Source organism: Lentzea sp. NPDC051838 (assembly GCF_040681245.1).
In the GTDB taxonomy this organism is placed as follows: Bacteria; Actinomycetota; Actinomycetes; order Mycobacteriales; family Pseudonocardiaceae; genus Lentzea.
The window spans coordinates 13403-39352 of sequence record NZ_JBFAYI010000012.1 but is presented as its reverse complement, the minus strand read 5'-3'; the positions used below and the strand labels follow the sequence as shown (position 1 = coordinate 39352).

General features: G+C 67.2%; 30 protein-coding genes. 6 read left to right on the top strand and 24 right to left on the bottom strand.

The window, feature by feature from the left end:
* Nucleotides 1-127: 127 nt before the first annotated feature.
* Nucleotides 128-667 (bottom strand): hypothetical protein, encoded by a 540-nt coding sequence (locus AB0M24_RS24870; RefSeq protein WP_363772274.1) that lies wholly within the window; start codon nt 665-667, stop codon nt 128-130.
* Nucleotides 668-804: 137 nt separating this feature from the next.
* Here AB0M24_RS24870 and AB0M24_RS24865 point away from each other — a divergent pair, with 137 nt between their 5' ends.
* A complete protein-coding gene (locus tag AB0M24_RS24865) occupies nt 805-1797 on the top strand; it encodes an NAD-dependent epimerase/dehydratase family protein (protein WP_363772271.1) in 993 nt (330 codons plus the stop codon).
* On the opposite strand, the gene AB0M24_RS24860 is transcribed toward AB0M24_RS24865, so the two are convergent.
* Nucleotides 1781-2734, bottom strand: coding sequence for a serine protease (locus AB0M24_RS24860; protein ID WP_363772268.1), 954 nt, complete (start codon nt 2732-2734; stop codon nt 1781-1783). The genes AB0M24_RS24865 and AB0M24_RS24860 overlap by 17 nt on opposite strands.
* Nucleotides 2735-2983: 249 nt before the next feature.
* Here AB0M24_RS24860 and AB0M24_RS24855 point away from each other — a divergent pair, with 249 nt between their 5' ends.
* The gene (locus AB0M24_RS24855) at nt 2984-3607 is read left to right on the top strand and encodes an MBL fold metallo-hydrolase (RefSeq protein WP_363772265.1); all 624 of its coding nucleotides are present in this window, start codon (nt 2984-2986) and stop codon (nt 3605-3607) included.
* Here the strand turns inward: AB0M24_RS24855 and AB0M24_RS24850 are convergent.
* Complete coding sequence (locus AB0M24_RS24850; RefSeq protein ID WP_363772262.1) at nt 3570-4220, bottom strand: DUF2334 domain-containing protein; 651 nt, start codon at nt 4218-4220, stop codon at nt 3570-3572. The two genes, AB0M24_RS24855 and AB0M24_RS24850, sit on opposite strands and share 38 nt — an antisense overlap.
* Before the next feature lie 50 nt (nt 4221-4270).
* Nucleotides 4271-5146: a phosphoribosylaminoimidazolesuccinocarboxamide synthase gene (locus tag AB0M24_RS24845; RefSeq protein WP_363772259.1), complete on the bottom strand. Its 876-nt coding sequence runs from the start codon at nt 5144-5146 to the stop codon at nt 4271-4273.
* Between the two features lie 89 nt (nt 5147-5235).
* Between AB0M24_RS24845 and AB0M24_RS24840 the strand changes: the two genes are divergently transcribed.
* A complete protein-coding gene (locus tag AB0M24_RS24840; protein WP_363772256.1) occupies nt 5236-5661 on the top strand; it encodes a hypothetical protein in 426 nt (141 codons plus the stop codon).
* On the opposite strand, the gene AB0M24_RS24835 is transcribed toward AB0M24_RS24840, so the two are convergent.
* Genes AB0M24_RS24835 through AB0M24_RS24805 form a run of 7 tightly spaced genes read right to left on the bottom strand, consistent with a single transcriptional unit; the run spans nt 5658 to nt 11067 of the window.
* A complete protein-coding gene (locus AB0M24_RS24835) occupies nt 5658-6446 on the bottom strand; it encodes an MOSC N-terminal beta barrel domain-containing protein (protein ID WP_363772253.1) in 789 nt (262 codons plus the stop codon). The genes AB0M24_RS24840 and AB0M24_RS24835 overlap by 4 nt on opposite strands.
* A gap of 2 nt (nt 6447-6448) precedes the next feature.
* Nucleotides 6449-7867 carry an adenylosuccinate lyase gene (purB, locus tag AB0M24_RS24830; RefSeq protein ID WP_363772250.1) on the bottom strand — a complete coding sequence of 473 codons (1419 nt, stop codon included), beginning with the start codon at nt 7865-7867 and terminating at the stop codon, nt 6449-6451.
* A 25-nt stretch (nt 7868-7892) separates the two neighbouring features.
* Nucleotides 7893-8645 carry a hypothetical protein gene (locus AB0M24_RS24825; protein WP_363772247.1) on the bottom strand — a complete coding sequence of 251 codons (753 nt, stop codon included), beginning with the start codon at nt 8643-8645 and terminating at the stop codon, nt 7893-7895.
* The gene (locus AB0M24_RS24820) at nt 8642-9175 is read right to left on the bottom strand and encodes a SigE family RNA polymerase sigma factor (RefSeq protein WP_363772244.1); all 534 of its coding nucleotides are present in this window, start codon (nt 9173-9175) and stop codon (nt 8642-8644) included. The genes AB0M24_RS24825 and AB0M24_RS24820 overlap by 4 nt, the downstream gene beginning before the upstream one ends.
* A 57-nt stretch (nt 9176-9232) precedes the next feature.
* Nucleotides 9233-9817 (bottom strand): TetR family transcriptional regulator, encoded by a 585-nt coding sequence (locus AB0M24_RS24815; RefSeq protein WP_363772241.1) that lies wholly within the window; start codon nt 9815-9817, stop codon nt 9233-9235.
* A gap of 27 nt (nt 9818-9844) precedes the next feature.
* Nucleotides 9845-10531: a hypothetical protein gene (locus AB0M24_RS24810; RefSeq protein WP_363772238.1), complete on the bottom strand. Its 687-nt coding sequence runs from the start codon at nt 10529-10531 to the stop codon at nt 9845-9847.
* A gap of 17 nt (nt 10532-10548) precedes the next feature.
* The gene (locus tag AB0M24_RS24805; protein ID WP_363772235.1) at nt 10549-11067 is read right to left on the bottom strand and encodes a SigE family RNA polymerase sigma factor; all 519 of its coding nucleotides are present in this window, start codon (nt 11065-11067) and stop codon (nt 10549-10551) included.
* A 123-nt stretch (nt 11068-11190) separates the two neighbouring features.
* Between AB0M24_RS24805 and AB0M24_RS24800 the strand changes: the two genes are divergently transcribed.
* Both AB0M24_RS24800 and AB0M24_RS24795 read left to right on the top strand, forming a co-directional pair.
* On the top strand, nt 11191-12192 hold the full coding sequence (locus tag AB0M24_RS24800; protein ID WP_363772814.1) for a GntG family PLP-dependent aldolase: 1002 nt from the start codon (nt 11191-11193) through the stop codon (nt 12190-12192).
* A 1-nt stretch (nt 12193) separates the two neighbouring features.
* On the top strand, nt 12194-12790 hold the full coding sequence (locus tag AB0M24_RS24795) for an HAD-IA family hydrolase (protein ID WP_363772232.1): 597 nt from the start codon (nt 12194-12196) through the stop codon (nt 12788-12790).
* Here the strand turns inward: AB0M24_RS24795 and AB0M24_RS24790 are convergent.
* The 9 genes from AB0M24_RS24790 to AB0M24_RS24750 form a co-directional block, all read right to left on the bottom strand.
* The gene (locus tag AB0M24_RS24790) at nt 12734-13459 is read right to left on the bottom strand and encodes an ion channel (RefSeq protein WP_363772229.1); all 726 of its coding nucleotides are present in this window, start codon (nt 13457-13459) and stop codon (nt 12734-12736) included. The two genes, AB0M24_RS24795 and AB0M24_RS24790, sit on opposite strands and share 57 nt — an antisense overlap.
* Before the next feature lie 38 nt (nt 13460-13497).
* Nucleotides 13498-13647 carry a hypothetical protein gene (locus AB0M24_RS24785; RefSeq protein ID WP_030465871.1) on the bottom strand — a complete coding sequence of 50 codons (150 nt, stop codon included), beginning with the start codon at nt 13645-13647 and terminating at the stop codon, nt 13498-13500.
* A 15-nt stretch (nt 13648-13662) separates the two neighbouring features.
* Entirely contained in the window at nt 13663-14793 is a 1131-nt protein-coding gene (locus AB0M24_RS24780; protein WP_363772225.1) for a pyridoxal phosphate-dependent aminotransferase, read from the bottom strand.
* Between the two features lie 20 nt (nt 14794-14813).
* On the bottom strand, nt 14814-15971 hold the full coding sequence (locus AB0M24_RS24775) for a WXG100 family type VII secretion target (protein WP_363772811.1): 1158 nt from the start codon (nt 15969-15971) through the stop codon (nt 14814-14816).
* A gap of 10 nt (nt 15972-15981) precedes the next feature.
* Nucleotides 15982-16287 carry a hypothetical protein gene (locus AB0M24_RS24770; protein ID WP_363772222.1) on the bottom strand — a complete coding sequence of 102 codons (306 nt, stop codon included), beginning with the start codon at nt 16285-16287 and terminating at the stop codon, nt 15982-15984.
* Nucleotides 16288-16392: 105 nt separating this feature from the next.
* The gene (locus AB0M24_RS24765) at nt 16393-17130 is read right to left on the bottom strand and encodes an ESX secretion-associated protein EspG (RefSeq protein ID WP_363772219.1); all 738 of its coding nucleotides are present in this window, start codon (nt 17128-17130) and stop codon (nt 16393-16395) included.
* 22 nt (nt 17131-17152) lie between these two features.
* Entirely contained in the window at nt 17153-18430 is a 1278-nt protein-coding gene (locus AB0M24_RS24760) for a hypothetical protein (protein WP_363772216.1), read from the bottom strand.
* A 9-nt stretch (nt 18431-18439) separates the two neighbouring features.
* A complete protein-coding gene (locus AB0M24_RS24755) occupies nt 18440-19039 on the bottom strand; it encodes a DUF3558 domain-containing protein (protein WP_363772213.1) in 600 nt (199 codons plus the stop codon).
* Nucleotides 19036-19494 carry a hypothetical protein gene (locus AB0M24_RS24750; RefSeq protein WP_363772210.1) on the bottom strand — a complete coding sequence of 153 codons (459 nt, stop codon included), beginning with the start codon at nt 19492-19494 and terminating at the stop codon, nt 19036-19038. The genes AB0M24_RS24755 and AB0M24_RS24750 overlap by 4 nt, the downstream gene beginning before the upstream one ends.
* A gap of 485 nt (nt 19495-19979) precedes the next feature.
* On the opposite strand from AB0M24_RS24750, the gene AB0M24_RS24745 reads away from it, so the two are divergent.
* The gene (locus tag AB0M24_RS24745) at nt 19980-20828 is read left to right on the top strand and encodes an AraC family transcriptional regulator (RefSeq protein WP_363772207.1); all 849 of its coding nucleotides are present in this window, start codon (nt 19980-19982) and stop codon (nt 20826-20828) included.
* On the opposite strand, the gene AB0M24_RS24740 is transcribed toward AB0M24_RS24745, so the two are convergent.
* From AB0M24_RS24740 to AB0M24_RS24725, 4 genes are read right to left on the bottom strand one after another with little or no spacing between them, the layout of a single operon-like run.
* Nucleotides 20818-21726, bottom strand: a complete 909-nt coding sequence (locus AB0M24_RS24740; RefSeq protein ID WP_363772204.1) for an ADP-ribosylglycohydrolase family protein — start codon at nt 21724-21726, stop codon at nt 20818-20820. The two genes, AB0M24_RS24745 and AB0M24_RS24740, sit on opposite strands and share 11 nt — an antisense overlap.
* Nucleotides 21723-22979 (bottom strand): phosphoribosylamine--glycine ligase, encoded by a 1257-nt coding sequence (purD, locus tag AB0M24_RS24735; RefSeq protein WP_363772201.1) that lies wholly within the window; start codon nt 22977-22979, stop codon nt 21723-21725. The genes AB0M24_RS24740 and purD overlap by 4 nt, the downstream gene beginning before the upstream one ends.
* 16 nt (nt 22980-22995) lie before the next feature.
* Nucleotides 22996-23973, bottom strand: coding sequence for a TAXI family TRAP transporter solute-binding subunit (locus AB0M24_RS24730; RefSeq protein WP_363772807.1), 978 nt, complete (start codon nt 23971-23973; stop codon nt 22996-22998).
* Nucleotides 23963-25852 carry a TRAP transporter fused permease subunit gene (locus AB0M24_RS24725; RefSeq protein WP_363772804.1) on the bottom strand — a complete coding sequence of 630 codons (1890 nt, stop codon included), beginning with the start codon at nt 25850-25852 and terminating at the stop codon, nt 23963-23965. Before AB0M24_RS24725 ends, AB0M24_RS24730 begins: the two co-directional genes overlap by 11 nt.
* Nucleotides 25853-25950 lie beyond the last annotated feature (98 nt).

The window sequence follows — 25950 nt, the reverse complement described above, 5'->3', positions numbered from 1 at the left end:
CTCACCAACGGGTGAACGACCTTGCTCTCGTCGTGAGGTTTGCTAATCTGGTGTCAGCTTCGGCCCGTAAGCCGGAGAAGTGAGCACGGTGCCCGTCCGGACGGTCGGCCGCCGTGCTTCGCGCTTTCTAGGGCAACCTCATGTCGACGACATCGCCCATCAGCGGTTGAACCCGTCGTAGCCAGTCACCGCCTGCTCCGTAGCACCACGCCACGATGTCCGCGATCCACAGCAACGGATCGCTCTCACTGGGCAGGTGTTCGTAGTACAGGCCCGTACCCCACGCGGACTTGCCGAGAGCGGTCCGGATGGTCAAGAGGTCGTGGTCGTCCCGAACCTCGCGACTGTCGAACACCAACCGCGTGACGCCGGCCTTCAACACGTCGTCAGTCAGTCGGGCGACGCAGGCTTGCCGTGCCCGCTCCTCGCCTTTCCGGCAGCACGCCAGGTAGATGTCGACGTGGATCACGGCAGCCGCCAAGGCGGACAAGATCTGTTTGCGGCGAGCAGGGGTCTCCTTCTTGAAGTGCAGCTCGCGCTGGTTCGGCATGCGCAGGCTCATGAGCAACTTGCGCAGCTTGGTCAGCTCACCCGGATCGACGATCGCAGCGGCAAGCAGGTAGGTGGCGTTTCGCCGCGACTCGTCGACGAAGGCGTGCAGACTCACGAAACGTTCATCGGGCGGTCTCGGGCGACAGTTCAGGAAGTCCAGTCGATCGTGTCCGAACGATCGAGTATTGGACCTATTCCAAGGACCTATTTCGCCGAAAGCGAGACCGGTGGCAGTCCGGCGCGATCGGACGGATGCTGGAGATCATGAAGATCCTGGTGCTCGGCGGAACCGTGTTCCTCAGCAAGGCCATCACGGCGGAGGCGGTGCGCCGGGGCCACGAGGTGCTGTGCGGCGCCCGCGGTGCCTCCGGCGAGGTCCCTGAAGGCGCACGCCTCGTCTCGATCGACAGAAACAGGCCCGGAGCGTTCGACCAGCTCGTGGGCGAGCAGTTCGACGCCGTGATCGACGTGTCCAAGTACTCGGTGAACTGGGTGCGGGACGCGTTGGAGGCGTTCGGGCCGACTACGCCGCACTGGACGTTCGTGTCGAGCATCTCGGTGTACGCGGATCACGGGAGCGGTAGCGACGAGCTCCTGCCGCCGCTGGAGGACGATCCGACGCAGGAGTTCACGGCCGAGCGGTACGGCAGTGTGAAGGTCGCCAGCGAGAACGCCGTCAGGGAGGCGGTCGCGGGGCGCGACTTCATCGTCAGGGCCGGGTTGATCACCGGGCCCGAGGACGCCAGCGACAGGTTCGGGTACTGGCCGGCGCGGTTCAGCCAGGGCGGCAAGGTCGTGGTTCCGGACAGCCCCGACCTCGGGTTCCAGCACATCGACGTGCGGGATCTGGCTCAGTGGATCGTGTTCGCCGCCGAGGAGAGGGTCACGGGCACGTACGACTCGACCGGGCCGGTCATGCCGTTCCAGATGGCGATGGGCGAGATCGCCGGGGCGACGGCGGCGCCGGGCACGCAGATCGTGAGCGTCCCGGAGAGCGTTCTCAAGCAGCTCGAGATCAACCCGTGGGCCGGGCCGAGAAGTTTGCCGCTGTGGTTGCCGCAGGCGTGGGCGGAGATGGTCGGCCGCGATGTCAGCAACGCGTTCGCCAACGGGCTCAAGACGAGGCCGGTGGCCGAGACCGCGCTCGACTCGCTGGAGTACGAGCGCGGCCTCGGGCTGGACCGGCCTCGCAAGGCCGGGCTCACCGAAGCGGAAGAGCAGGAAATCCTTACAGCAATGGGTTGATCTGCGCGGCGACGAGGTCGATGCGCACGCCCTGGTTCGGGCAGCCGCCGAAGTGGTGGAGCCCGATCACCTTGTGCGTGCGCCTCGACAGCACCGGTGAGCCGGACGAGCCGCCTTCGGTGTCGCACATGTAGCTGATGTCGGACTGCGACACGTTGCCGTTGACGCGCACCGCGCGCACGACGCAGTAGCCGCCGCCGTTGTTGTTGTCGCGCAACGACAACTTCTTCAGCTTCCCGGCCGGGTGACCGACGATGTACATCTCCTCACCCACGGCCGGAACGCGCGCGTCCAGTTCGAGGTAACCGAACGAGCTGATGGTGTCGAAGTTCTTCACGTCGAAGAGGGTGTAGTCGAGGTTGCGATCGGTCTTGATCACGCTGTTCGCCAGCACCTTGGTGACCGTGGCCGACGTGGTGCCGCCGCAGGTCGGGCACTGGTAGTTGAACCAGACCTCGATGCCGTTGACGCTGGTGAAGCAGTGGTTGTTGGTCAGCATGTGATTCTTCGGGCCGACCCGCCACCCCGTGCACAACGAGGCGCCGTTCTTCAGCAGCTTCGCGACGGAAGCGGTCTTGCCCCACTCGGTCGGGTTGCTGGACTGGTAGCAGACCGCGTCCTTGTAGTCGTTCGTGCCGCAGATGCTCTGCACGGACGGCTGCGAGGACATCTCGGCCTCGGTGTAGCCGCGGGTGATCTTGTCGATCCGCACGCGCGACAGCGGGTTCTTCAGCGACACCACGGCTTTTTCGCCGGTCACCGACATGGCCCAGAAGCCGGTCGCGTCAGGCGTGGCCGTCGTGGAGGACCGCAGGTCCCGGTTGTACGTGTACTTCTCGGTGCCGTCAGGGTTCGACACCGTGAGCACGTCGCCGGGCAGGATCCGGAGATCGGTGAAATGGATCTTCACATAGCCGGAACCCGGCCTGTCGATCACGGTAGAAAGAGATTTGCCACCCACGCGGACTGAGATCGATTCCTCAGTGCCGATCTCCTGCGACTGTGAAGCCTCTAGGGGCGAGGCCGCCTGCGCAGGTGTAGAGGTGGTGGTAGCAGGGACGAAGGACGTCATCGGCAGGGCGAGCGCCAGTGCCGTGAGGAGTTGCAGGGTTTTCCTCATGCCTTTTGATACTTCCGACGTCACCTGACCGTGTCAGCCCGCCAAAAGTCGGTAATGGAGGAATCCATGCGAGTTGTCCATTTCGGCCACGCCTGCGTGCTTCTGGACACCGGGTCGACGCGCATCCTGATCGACCCCGGCACGTTCTCCGCGGGGTTCGAGGACGTGAAAGACCTGGACGCAGTGCTGATCACGCACCAGCACTACGATCATCTGGACGCTGAACGACTGCCGAAGCTGCTTGCCCGGAACCCCGGGGCGCAGCTGATCGTCGACGAGGGTTCGGCCGACCAGACCGAAAATCCGACTGTCGCTCGGCCGGGTGACGTCTTCAAGGTCGGCGACACCACGGTCAAGGTCGTCGGCGGCCAGCACGCGATGATCCACGAGGACATCCCGATCGTGCCGAACACCGCGTACGTGGTCGGCGACGGCGCGTTCTACCACCCCGGCGACTCGCTGTTCGTGCCGGACGAGGACGTCGACGTGCTCGGACTGCCCACGGGCGCGCCGTGGCTGCGGCTCGGCGAGGCGGTCGACTTCATGCGCGCGATCAAGCCGCGCGTCGCCGTGCCCATCCACGAGAAGCTGCTGTCGATGCCGCAGAACGCCTACGCGATGTTCGACATGCTCAAGCCGGAGGGCACCGAGGTCAGGCCGCTGACGCCTGCCGAGGAGACGGCAGTTTGACGTAGGTCGTCGGCTCGGCGTCGTGGGCGAGAGCGATGTCCACGGCGTCGAGCACGGCCTGCCGCGCACCGGGCCGGTCCAGGTCGCGGGCGTCAACGGTGATCCGGGTCAGGCCACCGCGGCGCGCGGACCGTGCCGTCGCGTAGACCAGCGCCAACGACCGCAGCTCACCGAAGCTGCTGCGCTCGGTCAGCGCGTGCAGGCGGCCCAAGGTGGCCAGCCCCGTGCCGACGTCGCGCACGGCGTGGGCGTCGGCGCAGCGGTTGAAGCGGTGCTTGGCCAGCGCGAGCAACGTGCCGGGCGACGCGACGCAACGCCGTGGCGCGAACGTGGCGGTGTTCAGCCCGATGGCGTCCATCTGCACGCGGGCACCCGTCAACAACAACCCCGCCTCGTAGGCAGGAAGCCGTCGCTGGCCGAGACCGTGCAGCACGACGTCATCGCCGAGCGCGGCCCGCTGCCGCACCCATTCCTGCGCCTTGCCGAGCTCGCGGGGGACCACGAGCAGCGACAACGGCACCTTCCGCGGATCCAGGGCCGCGGCGAGATCAGCGCATCGGTCGAGTGTCTGCGGACCGATGCCGGACAGTGAGACCACGAGCTGTGAGTGCACGCTCTGAGTGCGCCACGCCGTGGTGACATCCGCGTGAAAGCGGAGCTAACTCACGCGAGCCAGTCGGCGAAAGACCGGCCAGTAAGCCGCTCGTACGCCTCGATGTACCGCTGACGGGTGGCTTCGACGACCTCCGCGGGCAGCGCAGGCGGCGGCACGTCCGACTTGCGGTCCCAGCCCGACGCGTCGGACGTCAGCCAGTCGCGCACGTACTGCTTGTCGAACGACGGCTGCACGCGACCGGGCTCGTAGCCCTCGGCCGGCCAGTACCGCGACGAGTCCGGCGTGAACACCTCGTCCGCCAGGATCAGCTCGCCCGAAGCGTCCAGCCCGAACTCGAACTTCGTGTCCGCGAGGATCAGGCCACGCGTCAACGCGTATGCGCGCGCCTCGCTGTACAGCTCGATCGTCCGGTCACGCAGCTTCGACGCCAGCTCGACGCCGTGCTTCTCCGCGATGACGTCGAACGACACGTTCTCGTCGTGCGCCCCGATCTCGGCCTTCGACGCGGGGGTGAAGATCGGCGGCGTCAGCTCGGAGGCCTCGACCAGCCCGGCCGGCAGCTCGATCCCGCACACCGCGCCGGTCGCCGTGTAGTCGGCCATGCCCGAGCCCGTCAGGTACCCGCGCGCCACGCACTCGACGTCGACCATCTGCAGCTTGCGCACCAGCAACGCGCGACCGCGGACCTCGGCGGGGATGCGCGCGTCGTCATGGCTGACCAGGTGGTTCGGGGCGAGCCGCTCGAACCAGAACACGCTCATCGCGGTGAGCACACGGCCCTTGTCCGGGATCTCCGTGCTCAGGATGTGGTCGTAAGCGGAGATGCGGTCGGACGCGACGAACAGCAGCAGCTCGTCGTCGACGTCGTACAGATCGCGAACCTTGCCGCGGGCGACGTGCTGGTAGTCAGCGAGCGTAGGCACGCTGGTCAGCCTACGTGCCCTTGTTCCGGAAACCGACGTACACCCCTTCACCCCTACAGATCAAGCTCTCTGACGCTTAAGGTGCACCCGTGCTCACCCGTAAGGCGCTGTGGATTCCGGCTTTGGCGAGCCTGGGATTGCTCATCGTGCTGGGCGTAGCAGGGTGGAGCATCGACTCCAGCCCGCTCTCGTCGCCCGCCGCGAGCTCACAGCCAACGACTCCGACGCAGTCGGTCAGCATCGTGCCGACACCGGACGTCGTCGACATCACGGTCAACACCACGACCCCGACGACGACCACCACGACGACCACGCAGCCGCAGCCTCCACCCGTACAGGCTCCGCCACCGCCCCCGCAGACCACGAAGAGCACGCCTCCGCAGCAGGGCCTGCTGGTCAACGAGGGTTCGCGGTGCGATCCCGAGGGTGCGAGCGGCATCGGTCTGCTCGGTGAACCGCTGGTGTGCAAGAAGGACGGTCAGCGCGGCGACCGCCTGCGTTGGCACAAGGCCTAGTCAGCCCACTCCAGCACGTCGATCTTGTCGCCGACCGCGACGGTTCCGGTGGCGATGACGGCCGCCTTCATCCCGAAGATCACGCCCCCGTCCGGGTCGCGCCGGTACGTGGCCAGCGTGCGCGTCGGTTCCGGACCGTCGCGCAGACCCGTCTCCTGGTCGACCATCGGCACGGCGCAGCGCACGCAGTCCCTGGCGTAGCCCAGTTCCACGTCACCGATCACCGCGCGCCGCACCCGGTCCTCCGTGTGCGGTTCCGGCCACCCGGACACGACGACGTTGGGACGGAAGCGGTTCATCGGCACGGGTTCCGCGCCGCGCTCCAGGATGCGCGAGTTCAGGCCGTCCAAAGAGGACAGCGAGAGCATCAGCACCGCGTGCGCGTCCGCGTAGCCGACCAGGCCTTCGGTCTGCCCGCCCGACTCCCGGCACAGGTCAGGTGGCGTCCGCACGAGTCGCACGGACATCCCGAGCGAGTCGGAGAACGCTTCGGCAGCGGCGTCGCCCTGGTCGATCCCGGTGCCCTCCCACTTGTGCACCACGACCGGAACCCTCGGCCCGTCGAGCACGACGGGGAACGACTGTCCACCGTGGACCAACGCGGAGTCGGCGAGGCGCGGACGCAATGCCGCCATCGCCGGAACCTTGCGCTGGGACAGGAAAACCCCGTTCTCGTCGACCAGCATCATCATCCGATCGCCGCGCAACCCCGTGAGGTCGACCGGAGACGCCGCGACGGAGTACCCGCCGCAGCCCTTGATCGGATAGACGAGCAGATCGGACACGATCACAGGATCGGCTCCGGCTCGTAGGCCGGGTACTTGTCGACCACCGCGGCGACCTGCTCCACGACGGACGCGACCTGCGCCGACGCCACGCCGGTGAACGACAGGCGGTCGGCCAGCAACGCGTCCAGAGCGGCCCTGTCGAGCGGCAGGCGCGAGTCGGCGGCCAGGCGGTCCAGCAGGTCGTTCTGGGCCAGCCCCTGCTCGCGCATCGCCAGCGCCACGGCCACCGCGTTCTCCTTGATGGCCTCGTGCGCGGTCTCCCGGCCGACACCCGCGCGCACGGCCGCCATCAGCACCTTCGTCGTCCCGAGGAACGGCAGGTACCGGTCCAGCTCACGCGCGACGACGGCCGGGTAGGCACCGAACTCGTCCAGCACCGTCAGGAACGTCTCCAGCAGCCCGTCGAACGCGAAGAACGCGTCCGGCAGCGCGATCCGGCGGACCACCGAGCACGACACGTCGCCCTCGTTCCACTGGTCGCCCGCGAGCTCGCCGACCATCGACAGGTAACCGCGCAGGATCACCGCGAAGCCGTTGACGCGCTCGCACGACCGCGTGTTCATCTTGTGCGGCATCGCGGAAGAGCCCACCTGACCAGGCTTGAAGCCCTCGGTCACCAGCTCGTGGCCCGCCATCAGACGGATGGTCTTCGCCACCGACGACGGCGCCGCCGCGAGCTGCACGAGCGTGGACACCACGTCGAAGTCGAGCGAGCGCGGGTACACCTGGCCGACCGACGTCAGCACGCGCTCGAAGCCGAGGTGACCGGCGACGGTGCGCTCCAGCTCCTCGAGCTTCTCCGGCGTGCCCAGCAGGTCGAGCATGTCCTGAGCGGTGCCGACCGGGCCCTTGATGCCGCGCAACGGGTACCGCGAGATCAGCTCGTTCAGCCGCGAGAATGCGACGAGCAGCTCGTCGGCGCCAGAAGCGAACCGCTTGCCCAGCGTCGTGGCCTGCGCCGCCACGTTGTGCGAACGGCCGGCCATCACCAGGTCGGAGTGCTCGGCGGCGAGGCGCGCGAGCCGTCCGAGAACAGCGGCGACCTTGGACCGGATCAGCTCCAGCGAGCGCAGGACCTGCAGCTGCTCGACGTTCTCGGTCAGGTCGCGCGAGGTCATGCCCTTGTGCACCTGCTCGTGGCCCGCGAGAGCGTTGAACTCCTCGATGCGCGCCTTCACGTCGTGCCGCGTGACCCGCTCACGCGCCGCGATCGACTCCAGGTCGACCTGCTCCAGCACGCGCTCGTAGTCGGCGATCGCACCGGCCGGCACGTCGATGCCCGCGGCCGCCTGGGCGCGCAGCACGGCGAGCCACAGCTGGCGCTCCAGCACGATCTTGTGCTCGGCCGACCAGAGCGTCGCGAGCGACGTGGAGGCGTAGCGACCTGCGAGGACGTTGGCGATGCGCGGCTTGCTCACCCCGCCAGATTAGTGCAAGCCGCGCTCACTCCCAGTGCACGTTGGGGTCCGTGACCAGCGTTGTGAGCACGCCCACGCGCACCGGAACCATCTGGCGCAGACCGCTGCCGGTGGCGGGGTTGTAGTTGAGACTGGTGATCTGCGCGTACAGCCCGCTGGGAAGCTTGCGCAGCACGACCGACTTCGTGACTTCAGGCCCCTCGAAGGTCTCCGCCTCCGTCACGGTCGACCCGTCCTTCTGCTGCACGTCCCTGCACGTGGTCGCGCCGTCGCAGAGGAACCTCTCGGCGGACCTGTTCCTGGTGACGATCACCTGGAGCGAGGTCGGCCCGATCTCGTCGGTGAGGAACACGAAACCGGAGAACTCGGGATCGCCCGGCTGGTTCACCGGCGTCGGAGTGTTCGGCTGGTGGACGTACGGCCCGCGGCGGACGACCGAGTACACCTGCTCTTTCAGGTTCGGCATGGTGTGGGAGAGCCCCTGCGCCAGCTGGTCGCCGATGCGCTGCAGCTCCTTCTCCGACTTCGCGACCGGAGTCGGCGACGAGCTCGTCGGGCTCTCGGAGCCGAGCTGGGTGTCCCTGTCGCGTGGCAGCAGCCCCGGCAGCGCCAACGACGCCACCGCGATCATCGCCGTAGCCACGCCCACAGCGACCAGCGCTCGGCGACGACTTTTTTTCTGCTCGACCCGCCTCATCAGCGTGTCCGGGTCGAAGTCGAGCGGCGGCTCGTCCCAGACGGCCAGCAGCATTCCCTCGCGGATCTCCTGCTCACTCACGACGCGACCCTCCCCGAACTGCTGTCGAGCTTCTCCACGATGGCGCGCAACGTCGCGAGGCCGCGCGCCGTCTGGCTCTTGACCGTTCCCTCGGTACAACCCATGGCCACCGCCACCTCGGCGACCGACAGGTCTTCGAAATAACGCAGGACGAGCACCGCTCGTTGCCTCGGCGGCACCTGCAGCAACGCGGTGTGCACCAGCTCACGCGCCCACAGCTTGGCGCTCGTGGTGTCGGGATCCGCGGTCGCGTCCGCGGCGTCCGGCAGCTCCCCGTCGCGCTGCTCGGCTCTGCGCCACGGCCTGCGCTTCTCGTCCAGCCAGGTGCGCAGCAGCACCTTGCGGGCGTAGGCGATCAGGTTGTCGAGATCCTTGATCCGCTTCCAGGCCATGTACATCTTCATCAGCGACGACTGCATCAGGTCTTCCGCTGTGTGCCAGTCGCCACAAAAGAGGTACGCGGTGCGTCGCAAAGACGCGGCATTGGCTGCCGCGAATTCGCGAAAGCCCTGTTCATCGGCCTTGCGCATGCGATCCCCTCTCGCGTCCTCAACCAGGGGAACGCATCGGAGGAACGCGAGGTTGCATCATCCCTGACGCGAAAGAGCCGTTCGGAGCATCCTGGCCGCCACGCCGCGCGGGTCCGGCTTGAGCTCGATGAACGCGTTCACCATCGTGCCGTCGACGAGCGCGATCAGCTCCTCGACGCGGTCGGCGCTGATGTCACGGCCGGAGCGGGCGAAGATGTCGGCGATCAGCCGGTGCAGCTCGGTGGACAGCAGCTGCATCAACGGCCGCAGGTACGGGCGGCGGCCGGTCGCGACGAGCCGTTCGTAGCGCAGCAGCATCGTCTCGGTGTCGGTGACGTCCTGGCCGACGAGCAGGTCGAGGATCAGGCCGATCAGCACGTCGTCGTCCGACAGTTCGCTGGAGAGCTCGGACAGGCGCGCACGGCAGCTCGCCAGCTCCGCACGGCCGTGGAACTCGACCGCGCCGATGATCAGCTCGTCGAGCGAGTCGAAGTAGTACGTGGTCGAGGCGAGCGGCAGACCTGCGCGTTCGGCGACCGCGCGGTGCCTGACCGCGTCGAATCCGCCCTCCACGAGCAGTTCGGACGCGGCCTCGACGAGCGCCTGCCTCCTGCGCTCACCCTTGGGGGTTGCTGCCGTCATAGTCGCGCCAGAGTACTTGGCGACTGATCAGAACCTGGGGGCCAGTGCTTCCGCGATGGGCCTGGCCTTGCCTTTGAGCTCGCCGTCGCCCTGCGTGTAGACGTAGAGGTCCTGTCCGCTGGCGGCCTTCTTCTTCTCCGCCTGCGCACCGCTGGGCACCTCGAACGAGTCCGGCGTGACGATCGCGGTGACCGTCAGGCCGTCGATCTTGAACGAGGCCGCGCGGGACTGGGGTGAGCACGACTCCGCGGGGAGGACCGCGAGTTCCGATGGAACCGAAAGCTCGCCGGCGAGGGCGTCTGCGAGCTCTCGGTCCACCGCCGCGCAGCCCTGCACTGCGCGTTGTGCACTGGTCGCGAGACCAGTGCTCCCCGGCTTGGACGCATCCCCCTGCGTAGACGCGTCTCCGGGGTTGTTCTTGGGGGGTGGCTGTGCTTCCAGCGGGGTTATCGGCGCATCCGCACCGGTGCCCTCCTGCTGTTGCGCAGACCCCAGGTTGTTGCTCCCGCTCGTGTTCGTGCCGAACCAGCCCGCGCCCGCCGCGACACCGCCGAAGCCGAGCACGACGACCAGGGTAGTGCCGGCCGCAATGGAGTTGCGCCTGCGGAGGGTGGCGCGTCGCGAAGCCGTTCGGACGTCACCCGCGTCGAAGGACGCCGGTGGCGCGTCCGTCGCGGCGTCGCGGAACAGGTCAGCGAGCTTCTGCTCGTCCATCTACGTCCTCCTTTCCCTCACGAGGCCGGCCTCAGGTCGTCGATCGCGTCTCCGAGAGCTTCCCGCAACGCGGTCAGCCCGCGGGCGGTCTGACTCTTCACAGTTCCTTCCGAGCACTTCAGCACCTCGGCCGTGGCCGTCACGTCGAGGCCCTCGAGGAACCTCAGCACGAGCACCGCGCGTTGCCGCGGCGGGACTCTGCGCAGGCCTTTCATCAACGCCTCGCGCGTCGCGACCGTCTCGCCGATCTCGTTGTCCGTCGTCGGCGGTTCCGGCAGCTCGTCGGTGAACTTCTCGCGCCGCCACGGACGGCGCGACTCGTCGATCACCGCGCGCACCAGCGTGCGCCGCACATAGGCGTCGAGAGCCTGCTTGTCCCGGATCTTCCGCCACCTCCTGTGCACCGCCACGAACGCTGTCTGCGCGAAGTCGTCAGCGCGGTGCCAGTCGCCGCACAGCAGGTATGCCGTTCGGCGCACGGCCTCACGGCGAGCCACGAAGTACTCCGCGAACTCCTGCTCGTCGCGCTGATCCACGCGGACTGCTCTCCGCTCGTTCCTCGAGTTGCACTTACCGGACGGAATCTGAGGCACCAACGGTTGCACGAACCATCGGCGAGAGCTACATCACCCCCTCGGTCGTTCGCCTGATGTGATGTGATCGAGGTCGTGACCCCCATCGACCTGCGCTCGGACACCGTCACCCAGCCCGACGAGGTGATGCGCCGCGCGATGGCGTCGGCCGAAGTCGGCGACGACGTGCTGGACCACGACCCCACGATGGCCGCGTTGGAGGAGCGCGTCGCCGCGTTGCTCGGTGTCGAAGCCGCTCTCTGGGTTCCCTCCGGCTCGATGGGCAACCTCATCGCGTTGTTCCTGCACGTTCGGCGTGGTGATCGGTTCCTGGCTTCCGCGGGCGCGCACGTGCTGGACGCCGAGCTCGGAACCGCCGCGTGGCTCGCCGGTGGGATGCCGCACGCGCTGGCCTCCATGACGCCTGAGGCCGTGGTCGCCGCTGGTGGTGGTGAGTCGCCTTACTACGGGCTCAACACGACGTTGTTGTGCTTGGAGAACACGCACAACGCTTCCGGTGGGACCGTGACGACCGTTGACGAGCACACGTCGCTGGTGGCGGCGGCTCGGTCCGTCGGGCTGGCGGTGCACCTCGACGGGGCTCGGCTCTGGAACGCGTCGGTGGCTTTGGGCGTGACGCCGGCTTCGCTGGCCTCCGGCGCGGACACCGTGCAGGTGTGCCTGTCGAAGGGACTCGGGGCGCCGGTCGGGTCCGTGGTGGCCGGCTCCGCTGCGTTCGTCGTCGAGGCACGGCGGGTGCGGAAGATGCTCGGCGGCGGGGTTCGGCAGGGCGGGGTGCTGGCGGCTGCCGGTCTTGTCGCCCTGGACCGCCTTGATCGCCTGGCTGCCGATCACGCGAACGCTTCCGCGCTGGCTGACGGGTTGCGCGCGTTGGGATGGGACGTCGCGCCGCCTGCCACGAACATCGTGCTGGCGTCGGTGCCGGATCTGGACAAGACCTTGGTGTCGTTGCGCGAGGTCGGGGTTTTCGCCAGTCCCATGTCCGGCAAGGTTCGGTTCGTGACGCACGGCGACGTGGACTCGTCCGACATCGCCGAAGTGCTGCGCCGAGTGCGAGAGGACGCCTGAGATGCGCTGGATCGTGTTCGACTTCGGCGAGGTCATCAGCCAGAAGAACCCTGCGCGGCCGTTGATGGCCGAGCGGCTCGGCGTTTCATCGGAGCGGTTCGAGTCGGTCTACTGGGATCGCGACGCCTACGACCGCGGTGGGTCCGACGCCGACTACTGGGGGCGGATCGGGGCTTCGCTCGGGTTGTCGTTGACCGACGCCGAAGTGCGCGAGATGACCGCGATGGACAACGCGGGCTGGCTGGACGAGCCAGTCGCGGAAACCGTTGCGCTGCTTGAGGATCTTTCGGCGTTGGGCGTGCCGCTCGCGTTGCTGTCGAACGCGCCGTCGACGTTCGCGCGGCTGGCCGAGAAGGTGCCGTGGGCCAAGCACTTCCGGCACCTGGTCTTCTCCGGCGACCTCGGGTACGCGAAGCCCGACGCCGCGATCTGGAAGCACGTGGAGTCCGTCGTCGGTTCGTCGGATCTCGTCTTCTACGACGACCGGCTGTCGAACGTGGAAGGTGCGCTCGTGGCGGGCTGGGACGCTCGGCTGTGGACGTCAGCCGCCGCTGCTCGTGTCGAGCTGCGCACGGAGTTCGGCGAGCTCAGCGCGTAGTTTCTTCAGCTCCTGCACGGTTTCGAGCTCGGCTTCCTCTACGCCGCGCAGCTTCTCGACGAGCCAGCTCGCGATCGTGCCGGTGATGACACCGAGCAGGGCGATGCCGCCGACCATGAGCAGGGCCGCGACCAGCCGGCCCTCGCCCGTGACGGGGTAGCGGTCGCCGTAGCCGACCGTCGACATCGTCGTGAGCGTCCACCACAACGCGTCGCCGAACGTGGTGATGCTCGCGTTTTCGGCGTGCCTTTCCGCGTCCAGCACGGCGAGACTCGCACAAAAAGCGACGATGATCGTCACGCCCGCGACGTAAATGCTCACGCGTTGCCGGATTTTGTCCTGGAACTTCTTGTTGAGCAGCGTGATGACCGTGATCAACCGGAGTACGCGCAGTTGCCGCACCATTGGCAGGAGCACGGCCGCGAGGTCGAAGAGGTGTGACTTCAGGAACCAGACCTTGTTGTTGGCGAGCGTCAGCCTGGTGACGTACTCGGCCGCGAACAAGCCCCAGACCAGCCACAACACGATCTCGAGCGTGAAGTGCATGCTCCCGTGGTCGTCGAAAACCTGCCACGCGTACGCGACGAGGAACAGCACGGCGAGTGCCGTCAGGGGCCACTCGACCTTTCGCTCCCACCGTTCCAGGCGGGCCTCGTTGGACTGCAACACCGCTTCATGGTGAGCGGTGTCCTCGATTTAGACCAGGGTCATCGGCGGGATTTGATCGCACCGTAAGCCGCTGTGCCTGCGAGGAGTAGTCCTCCAATCACAGCGAGCCAGAAAAGACCCTTCACGACGGCTCCGACGACGGCGAGCACGATCCAGATCGCCACCAGCCAGCCGATGATCGCCCACATGGGCGCCCTCCCCTTCTACAGCCATGCCTTCAGACGCAACAACGCTTCTTCGATGTCGTTTGTTGCACCGGCGAAGGACATGCGCACGAAGTGGTGCCCGTCGACCGGGTCGAAGTCGATGCCGGGGACGAGCGCGACCCCCGTGTCGTCGAGCAGCCGCTTGGAGAAGGCCATCGAGTCGTCGGTCAGGTGCCTGATGTCGGCGTAGACGTAGAACGCGCCGTCGGCCGGTGCGAGCTTGTCGATGCCGAGGTTCGTCAGGCCTTCGAGGAGGACGTCGCGATTGGTTTTGTACCTTTTCAGGTGTTGTTCGGTTTCCGCGTAGGCGTCCGGGTGGAATGCCTCGACCGCGGCGTATTGCGCCAATGCGGGCGGGCACAGCGTGAAATTGCCGGTGAGGCAGTCGACTGCTCTTCTCAGCCGTTCCGGCAGCAGCATCCAGCCGAGCCGCCAACCCGTCATCGCGAACGCCTTCGAGAAGGAGTTGACGACGATGGCGTCCTTCGAGGTCTCCCAGGCGCAGTGCAGCGGCTCGCCGTAGCTGATGCCGTGGTAGATCTCGTCGCTGACCAGCTGGACGCCGTTGGCCTCGCACCACCGGGCGATCGGCTCGACGTCGGCGACGGTCCCGGTGGGGTTGGCAGGGCTGGCGACGATCACACCCTTGAGGTCCGGGGTGAGCATGTCGACGGTGGGCTGGAACCGCGTTTCCGGGCCGCACGGCAGTTCGACGACCTCGCATCCCAGCGCCTTCAGGATGTTGCGGTAGGCGGGATAGCCGGGCCGTGCGAGAGCGACCTTGTCGCCGGCGTCGAACGCCGCGAGGTAAGCGAGCGTGAACGCGCCGGACGACCCCGTCGTGACCACCACGTCGTCCGCGGTCACGTCGAGGTCGTACTGGCGCTTGTAGTGCCCGGCGATGGCACCGCGCAGCTCGGGGATGCCGAGCTGCTCGGTGTAGCCCAACGCGTGCTCTTGGAGAGCCTTGGCCGCTGCTTTGCGGACCGGCTCCGGCGCCGGGCTGGACGGCTGCCCGGCGGCCAGCAGGATCACGTCGCCGTGCGTCCGCTGCCGTTGCGCGGCAGCGGAAAGCACGTCCATGACGTGGAAGGGCGGTACGTCGGCGCGGGCGGCCACGGTCAGCATGCCGTCAGGCTAACCGCCGGTCAGTACCCCTGGTAGCCGCCGCCCTGAGCCATCGCCTTGAGGCCAGGGTGGCCTTCGAAGCCGCCGTAGCGGCTGAACGTGTACCGGACGCCGGCGATGATGTTGTCGACCGGGTTCCAGATGTCGTCGTGGCCGGGCAGCTTGTGGGCGTTGAACGTGGAGTCGATGCACTGCATCAGGCCCTTGGACGGGTGGCCCGCCTGGTAGTTCGAGTCCCAGAGGTTGATGGCGTGCGGGTTGCCGCTCGACTCCTTCTCGATGATCCGCCAGATCTCGTCGATGTTGTCGTCGGTGACCGGGATGCCGTTGGCCTGCAGGATCTTGATGGCCTCTTTGATCCACTCCTGGACGTTGCCGGGAGGAGGGCTGCCCGAGGGCGGGCCGCCGCTGGGGCCCATGCCGCCTCCGCCGCCGCCACCTCCACCGCCGCCTCCGCCGGATTCGCTGCCGCCGCCACCGCCGCCGCCTCCTTGGTGCTGGCTCGGGGACGGTTGCTGCTGCTGTTGGGGCGGAGTGTCCGAAGAGGACTGCTTGGTGGAGTCGTCCGGCGGTGCGCTCGGAGCCCACTCGATCGGCTTGCCCGGTGCGGGCGTGAAGGACTGGGTGTTCGGGTCCTCAATGGACGAGAACTTCGGCGCGAGCGCTCCCGGCCGGCCCTTGAGGGTGCCGGCGGCGGAGTTCACGGCACTTTCCGCTTGGGAGACAACAGGTTTCGCGTCGCTCGTGGCCTCAGCCGCGTAGCCCTTGATGACGCTGTCGACGTCTTCCTGCGGCTGGCCGTGCAGCTGCTGGCGGGCCTGGCGCGCGCGGCTCAGCAGGTTCTCGCAGATCGTCGTCAGCTGGGTCTTGGCGGTCTCCAACGCGTTCGCGGCCGCCTCCAGGTCGGCCGCGGCACCGTTGAGCCCGTCCGTCATCGACGTGGCGGCCTTCGTGACCTTGCCCATGTAGGCGACGAAGCCGTCCGCCGACTTGCCCTCCCAGGCGCCGTCGAGCTGGCTCACCGACTTCTGCAGGGCGTTCGACTGGTCGCCGCACTTGCCGGCCGCCTGCTTCCAGCGGTTGGCGATGTCGCGCACGGCCTGCGGTTGCGCGGTCTCGATCTTGTCAGCGAGCGCGGCCAGCTCAGCCCCACCGGGCAGCCCCGCGACCTCGTCCATCGCGCTCACGTCAGACCACCTTCAACGAGTTCTTGTTGGCGTCCTCGGTGTCCGTGACGTTGGTCTGAATCGCGTCGAGCGCGCTCTCGACCTTGCGCAGCACCTTCTCGGCGGCCTCGAACTCCTGCGTGCCGGCCTGGTCCATCGCCGTCACCGCGCCCGCTATTGATCCAGAAGCGCCGAGTTTTCCGAAGATGTCCGAATTGCCGTACTGGTTGGAAAAGCCGTCACCGATCGCGCCGAATTGCCCGGCCTGGCTGCTCACGGTTGTCCGGCACTGTTCCATGGCCTCAGTGTTGAACTTCGCGACAGCCATGCGCGCCTACCCCCTAAACGTCTCCTCGCCGACCTTAGGACGTTTTGTGCGCCACGGCCGGGTGATTGTTCGAGATTGAGACGCGGGGGTGGGCGTCGGCGTTCCTCAGACCTCTTGCAACAGCTCCCACACAGCCGCGGCGAGCCGATGGTTGTCCACCGGCGTGATCGTGCACCACTGCCGCCCGTCACTGCTGGGCTTGAGCTGCCGGAGATAGCGCCCGTTGTGCGTGTCGTGGAAGGAAACAACTCTCGGGGCGCGCTGCCCGTCGCGCTGCACCCCGAACTGCCCGCGCGTGGACGTCCCGTCCAACATCCCGGCCAGCTCCTGCGCGTCGCCGAGCCGCATCCCCTGCCGCTCCAGGATCGTGACAAGTCTCTGCGCGTCCGTGCCAACGTCCTTGGCGGCCTTGACGAGCTCGTCGTACGGCAGGCTGATCGAGCGCCCGAACCCGGCGGGCATCTCACCCGCGACGGACACCGCCGCCTCGGCAAGGGCCGTCCCGCGCGCCTCGATCAACCACATCTCGTCGCGATCCTGCACAGCCAGAATCGCCTCGTCACCAATTGCCGCCGCCAGCCCGCTGATCTGCCGGTCGGCCCAGATCCAGAGGTCGATCTTCACGCTCGCGTTGGCCAGCAACGAGAACCCGTCCGCCAACTCCGGCACGACCCGGCCGTTGTGCGCAAGACCTCTGCTCTCCAGTGACTCCCAGGCCCGCTTCACCACCTCAGCCTTCTCGGTGTGGGTGATGGAGGGAATCCGCGTGTCGAGCGCGACGTGCGAGGCCGGGAGGCGCAAGGCCTCCCAGACCACGGCGAACTCCACTGTGGACAAAACCACAGAACCTGGTGAGCTCAAGGGATTACTGGTCCTTCGGGTCTTCGCCGATGACGGACTGCACCACCATGCGTTCGTCGCCGAACACATCATCGGAGTCGACGCCGTACTTGCGCACGTGCTCGCCGTCCTCCTCGCCCTCACCCTTGGCCGCACCGGCCGCGGGAGACATGAGCGACCCAGCACCCTTGCCCGGCGTTCCGCCCTTGCCCGGCGTTGCCCCGGGCCTGGTCCCCTCGGGACCCACGCCAGCCGCGCCACCAGGCGTCATCGTGCCGCCCTTGGCTCCCAGTGCCCCAGGCCCGCCCTTCGCACCGGCCCCACCGGGACCTTCCTTGCCCGCGCCGATGGTGCTCGGAGCACCCTTCGGCCCGGTGGGAGCGATCGGCGTCTTGGGCGCCTGGCTCGGGCCCCGTCCACCGCCCACGACCTGCGCGCCCTTGGCGGTACCCGCGGTGGCCGCCAAACCCGTTGCCGCTGCACCTGCTGCGGCTAGGCCTGCTGGGAGGACCGACGGGAACGGCTTCGGGAAGCCGGGGCCGCCTGCCAGCGGCGTTGGGGTGGTGCCGGGGAGGATGCCCGTGGTGTTGCCGGGGATGCCTGGGGTCGGTCCAACCGGGACACCCGGCGAACCGGGGCTGCCCGGGGTGCCGGTGAAGCCTGGTCCGCCTGGGAAGCCGGGGGTGCCGACGTGCGGCGGGCCGACGGGAGGTCCGACGGGCGGTGCAACAGCACCGCTGGTCACGACGATGTCCGGCGGCGGATTGGGCGTCCGGAACGAGTCGATCGCGCTCTGACTGTTCTGGGCGTAACCGCTGAGGCTGTCAATGGCCTGCTGCCGAGCGCGGTTCGTCGCCGCTACCTCAGCCGCGTGGTCCGTCTCGATGCCGATCAGGTTCGCGCCCTTGTCGAGCAGGTTCGTCTCGGAGTCTTTGCGCAGAGTCTCCGAGTTGGGAGAGCTGTTGCGGGCCGTGCTCGTGCTTTCGCCCTGCCGAGCCATCGCATCCGAGTTCCCGACGGTCGCCTGGCCGGCATCGTCGAAGCCCTCAGAGGTGACCTTGGTCTTCTGCTGTCCCTGCTCGCCAGCGGCGCCACCCCAGTCGATACCGAGGGTCTTCAACTGGTTGCGCAGCACGTCGTCGACGTCGCGCAGGCTGCCGGCCAGACCCCGGAGAACATCAGAAGCCTTGGCGAACTGCCGAGAGAGTTCACCGCTGCCGGCGGTGAGTTTCTGAACCTCGTCCGCGAGCTTTTGGTTGGACCAACCGTCGAAGTTCCAGTCAGTGAGCTGTTCGCCCGACATAGCTCCCCCTCACTTCAAGGTCTTGAGAGTCTCGACCGCCAGCGCAGCGGCCTTGTTGACCTTGCTGCACAGTTGATCCTGCGAATCGCCCTTCTCCGAGCCAGGCGAATACAGAAAGTGCAGCTGCTGACCTTCCGCAACATCGACCGCAACAGCGCAGTCGAAACCTTGAGTACCGGTGAGCGTGAGCTGGGCGGCACCATATCCCGCCACATCTACGACCTTCGCGTCCACGTTTCCGGAACCCTTGAGCCAGAAGGGCACACCCTTGTTCGTGATCAGAGCGGCCGCATAGGTGTATTTGAGGCCATTCTCGTAAAAGCAGCCAGGCGCTTCTCCGAGGCCTGCCACCTCAAGCTTTTGCGGCACTGTTTCCGCGACTCTGACCTGATCCATCTGCGCTTGGGTGAGCAACTTGCACGCGTCAACACCATCGAGCTTCAGGTCAGCTGGACGCTTCGGTAGCTCCCCGGCAGAGTCTGACGAACCCGACGTAGGCGAAGCACCAGACGTGGGGTTGGGCTTGCCCTTCTCCCCACTGCTCGTGCATGCCGCGACGGCCAACAGCAACGATGCTGCAGCGATGATCTTGAGCGACGCTTTGTTCACTTCGTCTTTCCGAACACAGTAGTGATCTCTTCGTCGGTGAACCCGTACTGCTTAGCCGATTCCTTCAACTGCAGACCCAGGTGTTCGAGGCTTTCGACGTACTTCTCAATTCGACCCGTATAGGAATCGTCATCGGTCGTCAGACGGCGATTCCACAGGCCTGCGATGTTCGCACTCACTTCGCCGGCCGAGTTCCCGTCGACGTAGACTCGAAGGTCGTGTTGCGCCGAGACCAGTGCGCGCCTGAGCGCCTTGGCCTGGTCTTGGATGATCGTGCCCGCCTTGAGGACGTTGTCCTTGTTGACGTGGAAGCTCTGAGTGGACGGGCCCGACATGAGGCCGTCCAGAAAGTTCGATGCCGAGTGGAACGCGCTGATCGCGGCCCCCACCGCACCTCCGGTCACGGCTGCGACGGCACTGAGAGCGGCATCCGCCCCCGCGCTCTCCTGTGTCACGACGTCCTACCCCCGTACGGTTGGTAACGGTTCGGTCCCGCTTCGCAGGCTACCAACGCCCGCGTAAGACGTACCTGTGGTTGGACGAAGACCACCCCTCGTTGGTTCCACGTCACTCTGCGTTTCGTTTCCGCTGGCGCCGCGTGGCGATTCCGGTAGCTTCCGCGCGACTTGGGGAGGAACGGGCGCGACCACCTGGGGGCACGTGCACGGGCCGCAGCGGCCTTATCCACCGCAACACGTGTATCAGCAGCCATATCCGTTTCAGCGGTTTCCGCCACAACCGCCTGTGAAGAGCCGCGCCGGATTGATCATCGCGGTCGTTGTCGGGGTTTCTCGTGCTCGTGGAGCGGTGGTGTCACCGCCGCAGTGCTGGTCGTGAGTGACGAGCATCGCGCGGAAGACCGTCGACGAGGTGTGGAAGGCGATCGGATAGGGCACAGGAAGTCGGGTAGGACGACGACTCAGCCCATAGCGTTGGGGACGTGCTGGAACGACTCAACGAAGCCATGGCTCGCATCGAGCAGGATCTCGACACCGAGGTCGACGTCAAGGTGCTCGCGCGGATCGCCGGTACCAGTGAGTACCACCTGCGCCGGATGTTCAGTGCGCTGGCGGGTGTGCCGCTCAGCGAGTACATCCGGCGCAGGCGGCTCACGAAGGCCGCTAATGAGGTCCTCAGTGGACAGGACTCGTTGCTCGACATCGCTGTCAGGTGGGGGTACGGGTCCAACGAGGCCTTCGCACGGGCGTTCAGGGCCATGCACGGGGTCGGACCTCAGGAGGCTCGGAGCCAGAAGACTCCGTTGCAGTCGCAGCAGATTCTCACGTTCAAGTTGGTTGTCGAAGGGAGTACGAGCATGGAGTACCGGATCGTGAACAAGGAAGCGTTCAAGGTGGTTGGCAGGGGGACGCGGGTGCCGTTGGTGCACTTGGGGATGAACCCCGCGATCGTCGAGTTCGTGAAGGGCATCGGGATGCCGACGCTGAACAGGATCAAGGAGCTCGGTGACGGGGAGCCTGGCGGGATGCTCGCCTTGACCTCCAACCAGGAAGGGGTTGAGGAGGGCGATCAGCTCGACTACTTCCAGGGCGTCGTGACCACGAAGGACGTGCCGGAAGACATGGAAGTGCTCGACATCGCGAAGAACACGTGGGCTGTGTTCACCGCAGAAGGGCCTTACCCCGAGACGATTCAGTACATGTGGCGGGACGTGTACACGCAGTGGTTCCCGTCCAACAGCTACGAGAGTGTTGAGGGGCCGTCGATGCTCAAGACCGAGATCGACGGGGACAAGGCCAGGGCCGAGCTCTGGATTCCCGTCACCAGCTGAGGGCCAGGCGTTCGATCACGTCCCGCAGTTCGAGGACGGAAAGCCACGAAGAAGGAATCACGGACACGCCGTCGCGGGCGCCCAGGATGTTGCCGCAGATCGAGCCGGTGGAGTCCGAGTCGCCTGAGTGGTTCACAGCGACACGAAGTGCAGTAGGAAAGTCCGGCGCCACCAGGGCGGCGTGTAGGCCGATGGCCAGGGCCTCCTCGCCCACCCAGCCGCCGCCCAGCGAGGACTCGATCTCCTCGGGCGTCAGCGAACCGAGGCCGACCACCTTGTCCAGCAACGTGGTCTGCTCCTCGTGGCCCTCCCAGCGGACCAGTTCCGCACGCGCCACAGCAACGGACGAGAGCAAGTCGTTGCCGCGCAACAACTCCTGCACGATCACCGCCAGCACGCCCGCGGACAGATAGCCGCTCGGGTGGTGGTGGGTCATCTGTGCCGTGCCGACGGCGAGCGAGAAAATCTCGCGGACGTCGGTGGACCACACGGCGCACGGGGCGGCGCGCATCACGCCGCCGCAGCCCTTGGAGTTGTTCTTCTCGTTGTGCTTCAAGGCAGTGATGCACGTGTGGCCTGGGGCGCGACGGGAGTGCAGGCGTTGGTCGGACATCAACCAACCGTCGGAGGCGACCAGCGGGCCGCCCTGCGTGTGCAGCCAGCGTGCGTAGGCGGCCCGCACGGTCAGCAACGGGTCCAGGCCGTGCTGACGCGCCAAAAGCAGGCCTTCCAACGTGAACAGCGTCATCTGGGTGTCGTCGGTGATCTCCAGAGCCGGGAGATCGACAAGTCCGGAGTCACCATGCGCACGACGGATCACGTCGATCGACGAGAACTCGATCGGCGCGCCCAGAGCGTCGCCGACCGCACCACCGAGCAGCGAGCCGAGCAGGCTCACGGCACGGTGATCTGGCCGTCGACTGCCTTCAACGCGATGTCCGAACGGTGGTGCGAGCCGGTGAGGTGGATGTCCGCGACGCGCTTGTAGGCGCGCTCGCGGGCCTTCGACAGCGACTTGCCGGTGCCCACGACCGACAGCACGCGGCCGCCGGCGGAGACCACCGCGCCGTCCTCACGACGACGGGTACCCGCGTGCAGGACGCCGTCGGCCTCGGAGCCGGAGATCACGTCGCCCGTGCGCGGCCGGTTCGGGTAGCCCTCCGCGGCCACGACGACGGTCACCGCGTAGCCGTTCTCCCACTCCAGCGCGGGCAGCGACGACAGCGAATCCGTCGACGCGGCCAGGAACAAGGAAGAGATCGGCGACTTCAACAACGCGAGAACCGACTGCGTCTCCGGGTCGCCGAAGCGGCAGTTGAACTCGATCACCTGCACGCCGGACGAAGTCAACGCCAGACCCGCGTACAGCAGGCCGACGAACGGGGTGTCCCGCGCGCGCAGCTCGTCCACGACCGGCTGCACGCAACGTGAAACAATTTCAGATACGAGACCCTCTGGCGCCCACGGCAGGGGCGCGTACGCACCCATGCCGCCGGTGTTCGGGCCGTGGTCTCCGTCACCCACGCGCTTGAAGTCCTGCGCCGGGATCAGCGGCACGACGGACACACCGTCGGTGACGCAGAACAGCGACACCTCGGGACCGTCCAGGAACGACTCCAGCAGCACCGGGTGGCCGCCGTCGAGCAACGTCATCGCGTGGGCACGCGCCAAAGCCAGGTCCGACGTCACCACGACGCCCTTGCCCGCGGCCAGGCCGTCGTCCTTCACGACCCACGTCGGCCCGAAGCGCCCCAGAGCGGCATCCAGGCGCGCCGGGTTGTCCACGACCTCGCTGTGGGCCGTCGGCACGCCCGCCGCGTTCATGACGTCCTTGGCGAACGCCTTGGAGCCCTCGATCCGGGCAGCCGCCCGAGAAGGCCCGAAGCACGGGATGCCGAGCGCGCGGACCGCGTCAGCGGCCCCGACGACCAGCGGTTGTTCGGGGCCGATGACGACGAGGTCGGCCTTCCACTCCTTCGCGAGAGCGGCGACCGCCGAAGCATCTGCGACGTCCACGCCGTAGATCTCGGCGTGACCGGCGATGCCTGCGTTGCCAGGCGCGCACGCCAAAGCAGTCAGCTGCGGGTCGCGCGACAACGCGAGGACAAGGGCATGCTCACGGGCTCCAGACCCGATGACCAGGACGCGCACGATGCCCCAGCGTAGTTCAGCCGAGCGCCTGCTTCGCTCCAGGGTGCAGCGGGACGGGGTCGGAGTCGCGTGCCTTGTCCATCGTGATGTCCTTCGCGGCCGGGTGCACCTTCTCCAGGTCGGCCTTCTTGTTGAAGAGCAGCTTGGTCAGGGCGCACGCGTTGGACACCGGGAAGTCGTCCTTCACGAGCAGCAGGTTCGGCACGACGATCGTGGGCGTCTCGGCGAGCCCGTAGGTGGCCGCGGGGATCGGCGCGGTGTCGTACACCTTGCTGATCTCCTTCATCTTGTCCAGCTGCGGTGTGATGTCGATCAGCTTCACCTTGCCCTTGAGGGAGGTCGAGATGTCGGTGATCTGCGGTGTCGGCAAGCCGCCGGACCAGATCAGGCCGTCGATGCTGCCGTCCTTCATCCCGTCCGCGGTCTTGGTGAGGTCCAGACGCTGGGCCGCGACGTCCGAGTCGATGTTGAGACCCGCCGTCTTCAGCAGCCTGCCCGCGATCACCTCGGTGCCCGACTTGGGCGAGCCGGTGGAGATCCGCTTGCCCTTCATGTCGGCGATGGAGTTGATCCCGGAATCGGTCCTGACCAGCACCTGCGTGTAGTTCGGGTAGATCCGCGACAGCGCCGAGACCTTCTGCGGCTTGCCCTCGAACGCGCCCTTGCCGTTCACCGCGTCCGCCGCCGTGTCCGCGAGCGAGAACGCGATGTCGTACGTGCCGTCGGAGAGCTGCTGGATGTTCTGCACCGAAGCGCCGGTCTCCGACGCCGACGCCTTCAGCTTGGTGTTGTCGCTGATCACCTTGGCCAGGCCGCCGCCGAGCACGAAGTACACGCCACCGGAGTTGCCGGTCGCGATCGTGACCCGCCCCTCGGACGCCTCGCACGGCGCGTCGCCACCGGACGCGTTCGGCGTCGTCGGTGTTCGCTTGCCACCACAGCCAGACACCGCCAACGCCAGCGCGATCGCACCGATCGCGTACTTACGCAGCATCACGAACCCTCCTCCGGGTCACCACGTGGACCGCGACGGCCAGCACCAGGAACCCGATCCCGATGCCGATCGTCAACGGCTGCAGGTAAAGCAGGAACAGCGCCGCCGGGACGCAGAGCAACCGCTCCGGCAGCCGGGCGGGACCGAAGAGCCAGCCGCCGGTCAGCACGGCCAGAGCCGCCACCCCCAGAGCGGATGCCCCGAACGCCCACACCGAGTCGAGCAACGGTCCGCGCAGCAACAGCGCGGAGCCTTCGTTCGTCAGCACGAAGGCCAGCGGCACGAGGAACGCGGGCAGCGTGTACTTCCACGTCTGCCACATCGTCTTCATGACGTCGCCGCCGGTCAGCGCGGCAGCGGCCACGGCGGCCAGCGCGGTCGGCGGCGTCACCTCGGACAGCACCGCGTAGTAGAAGATGAACATCGCGGCCTCGGCGGGCTCGACCCCGAGCGTCGTCAGCGCGGGGCCGATCACGACCCACGAGATGATGAACGACGCCGTCACGGGCACCGCGAGCCCAAGCACGGACACCGCGATCGCCGCGAGCACCGCCGTCAGCATCAAAACGACCGCGGGCTCGGACGTCAGCGCCGACGCGAGATCCACCAGCGAACCCGCAAGCGCTTGCCCCAGCCCGGTTTTCGTGATCGTCGACGTGATCACGCCCGCCGCCGCGCACACCGCGATCACCGGGAACGCCGAACGCACGCCGACGGACAACGCGTCGGCCATCAACCGCAACCACTCACGCCGGTGGTTGAACAAGGCGAACAACGCCGCCACACCGGTCGCGTACACGACGGCCTTGTAGACGGGAATGCCCAGCGCCAGGAACACGATGATGATTCCCAGCGACAGGAAGTGGTACCAGCCGAGCTTCAGCACGCTCCAGAACCGAGGCGCGTCCACGTCCACCGGCCGCGCGCCGAACCTCCGTGCGTCGGCCTCGACCGCGAGCGCGATGCCCAGGTAGTAGAGCAACGTCGGGATGATCGCCCAGATCAGCACCGACAGGTACGACACCTCCAGGTACTCCGCGATGATGAACGCCGCCGCGCCCAGCGTCGGCGGCGACAGGATCGCCCCGATACCGGACGCCGCGAGCAGCCCACCCGCGTTCTCCTTGGGATACCCGGCTTTCTGCAGCATCGGCCACGTCACGGCACCCAACGACACCGTCGTCGCCGTGCCAGACCCCGACACGGTTCCCAGGAGAAAACCGGCCGTCGCCGCCGTGCGTCCGGGCGCGGTCCGCGACTTCCGGAATGCCGCGAAGCTGATGTCGACGAAGAACTTCCCGGCACCAGAGGCGTTCAGCACCGAACCGTAGATCGTGAACAGCACGATGTAGGTCGCCGCGACGTCCAAAGGCGTCCCGTAGAACCCGCTGCCGTCGTTGAAGAACGCGTTGATGATCTGCGCGAAGTCGATGCCCGAGTGCGCGATCGACCACGACGGCGGCAGGAACCCGCCGTAGTAGGCGTAGGCGATGAACGCCAGGCACACCACCGGAAGCACCCATCCGGTCGTGCGCCGGCACGCCTCCAGGATCAGCACCAGCAACACGGCACCGGCGGCCACGTCCAACGACGTCAGCTGCCCCTGCCGGTCGAGGAACGCGTCGTAGCCGCCGAACAGCGGATAGGACGCCGCCACGAAGGCCAGCGCCGACAGCACCCAGTCCCACCACGGCGGCGTGTGACCGCGGCCGTACGCGAGGAACACCAGCGGCAGCGTGACCGCCAGGAAGATGATCAGGTAGTACTGGCTTCCCTTGGCGAACGGGAAGAACACCTGCTTGAGCACCAGGAACGAGATCAGGAGCCCAGCAACCCACAGCGCGCGCTCCCAGCGAGGCGAGAGCGCGCGCGACGGCATCTCTTCGTCATGCTCCGCGACGATGCGGGCGAGGTCCGGGTTGGCCACGCAGCGAACGTACGGTGGCGCGGGTCACATCCGGCAGACCATCAATCCAA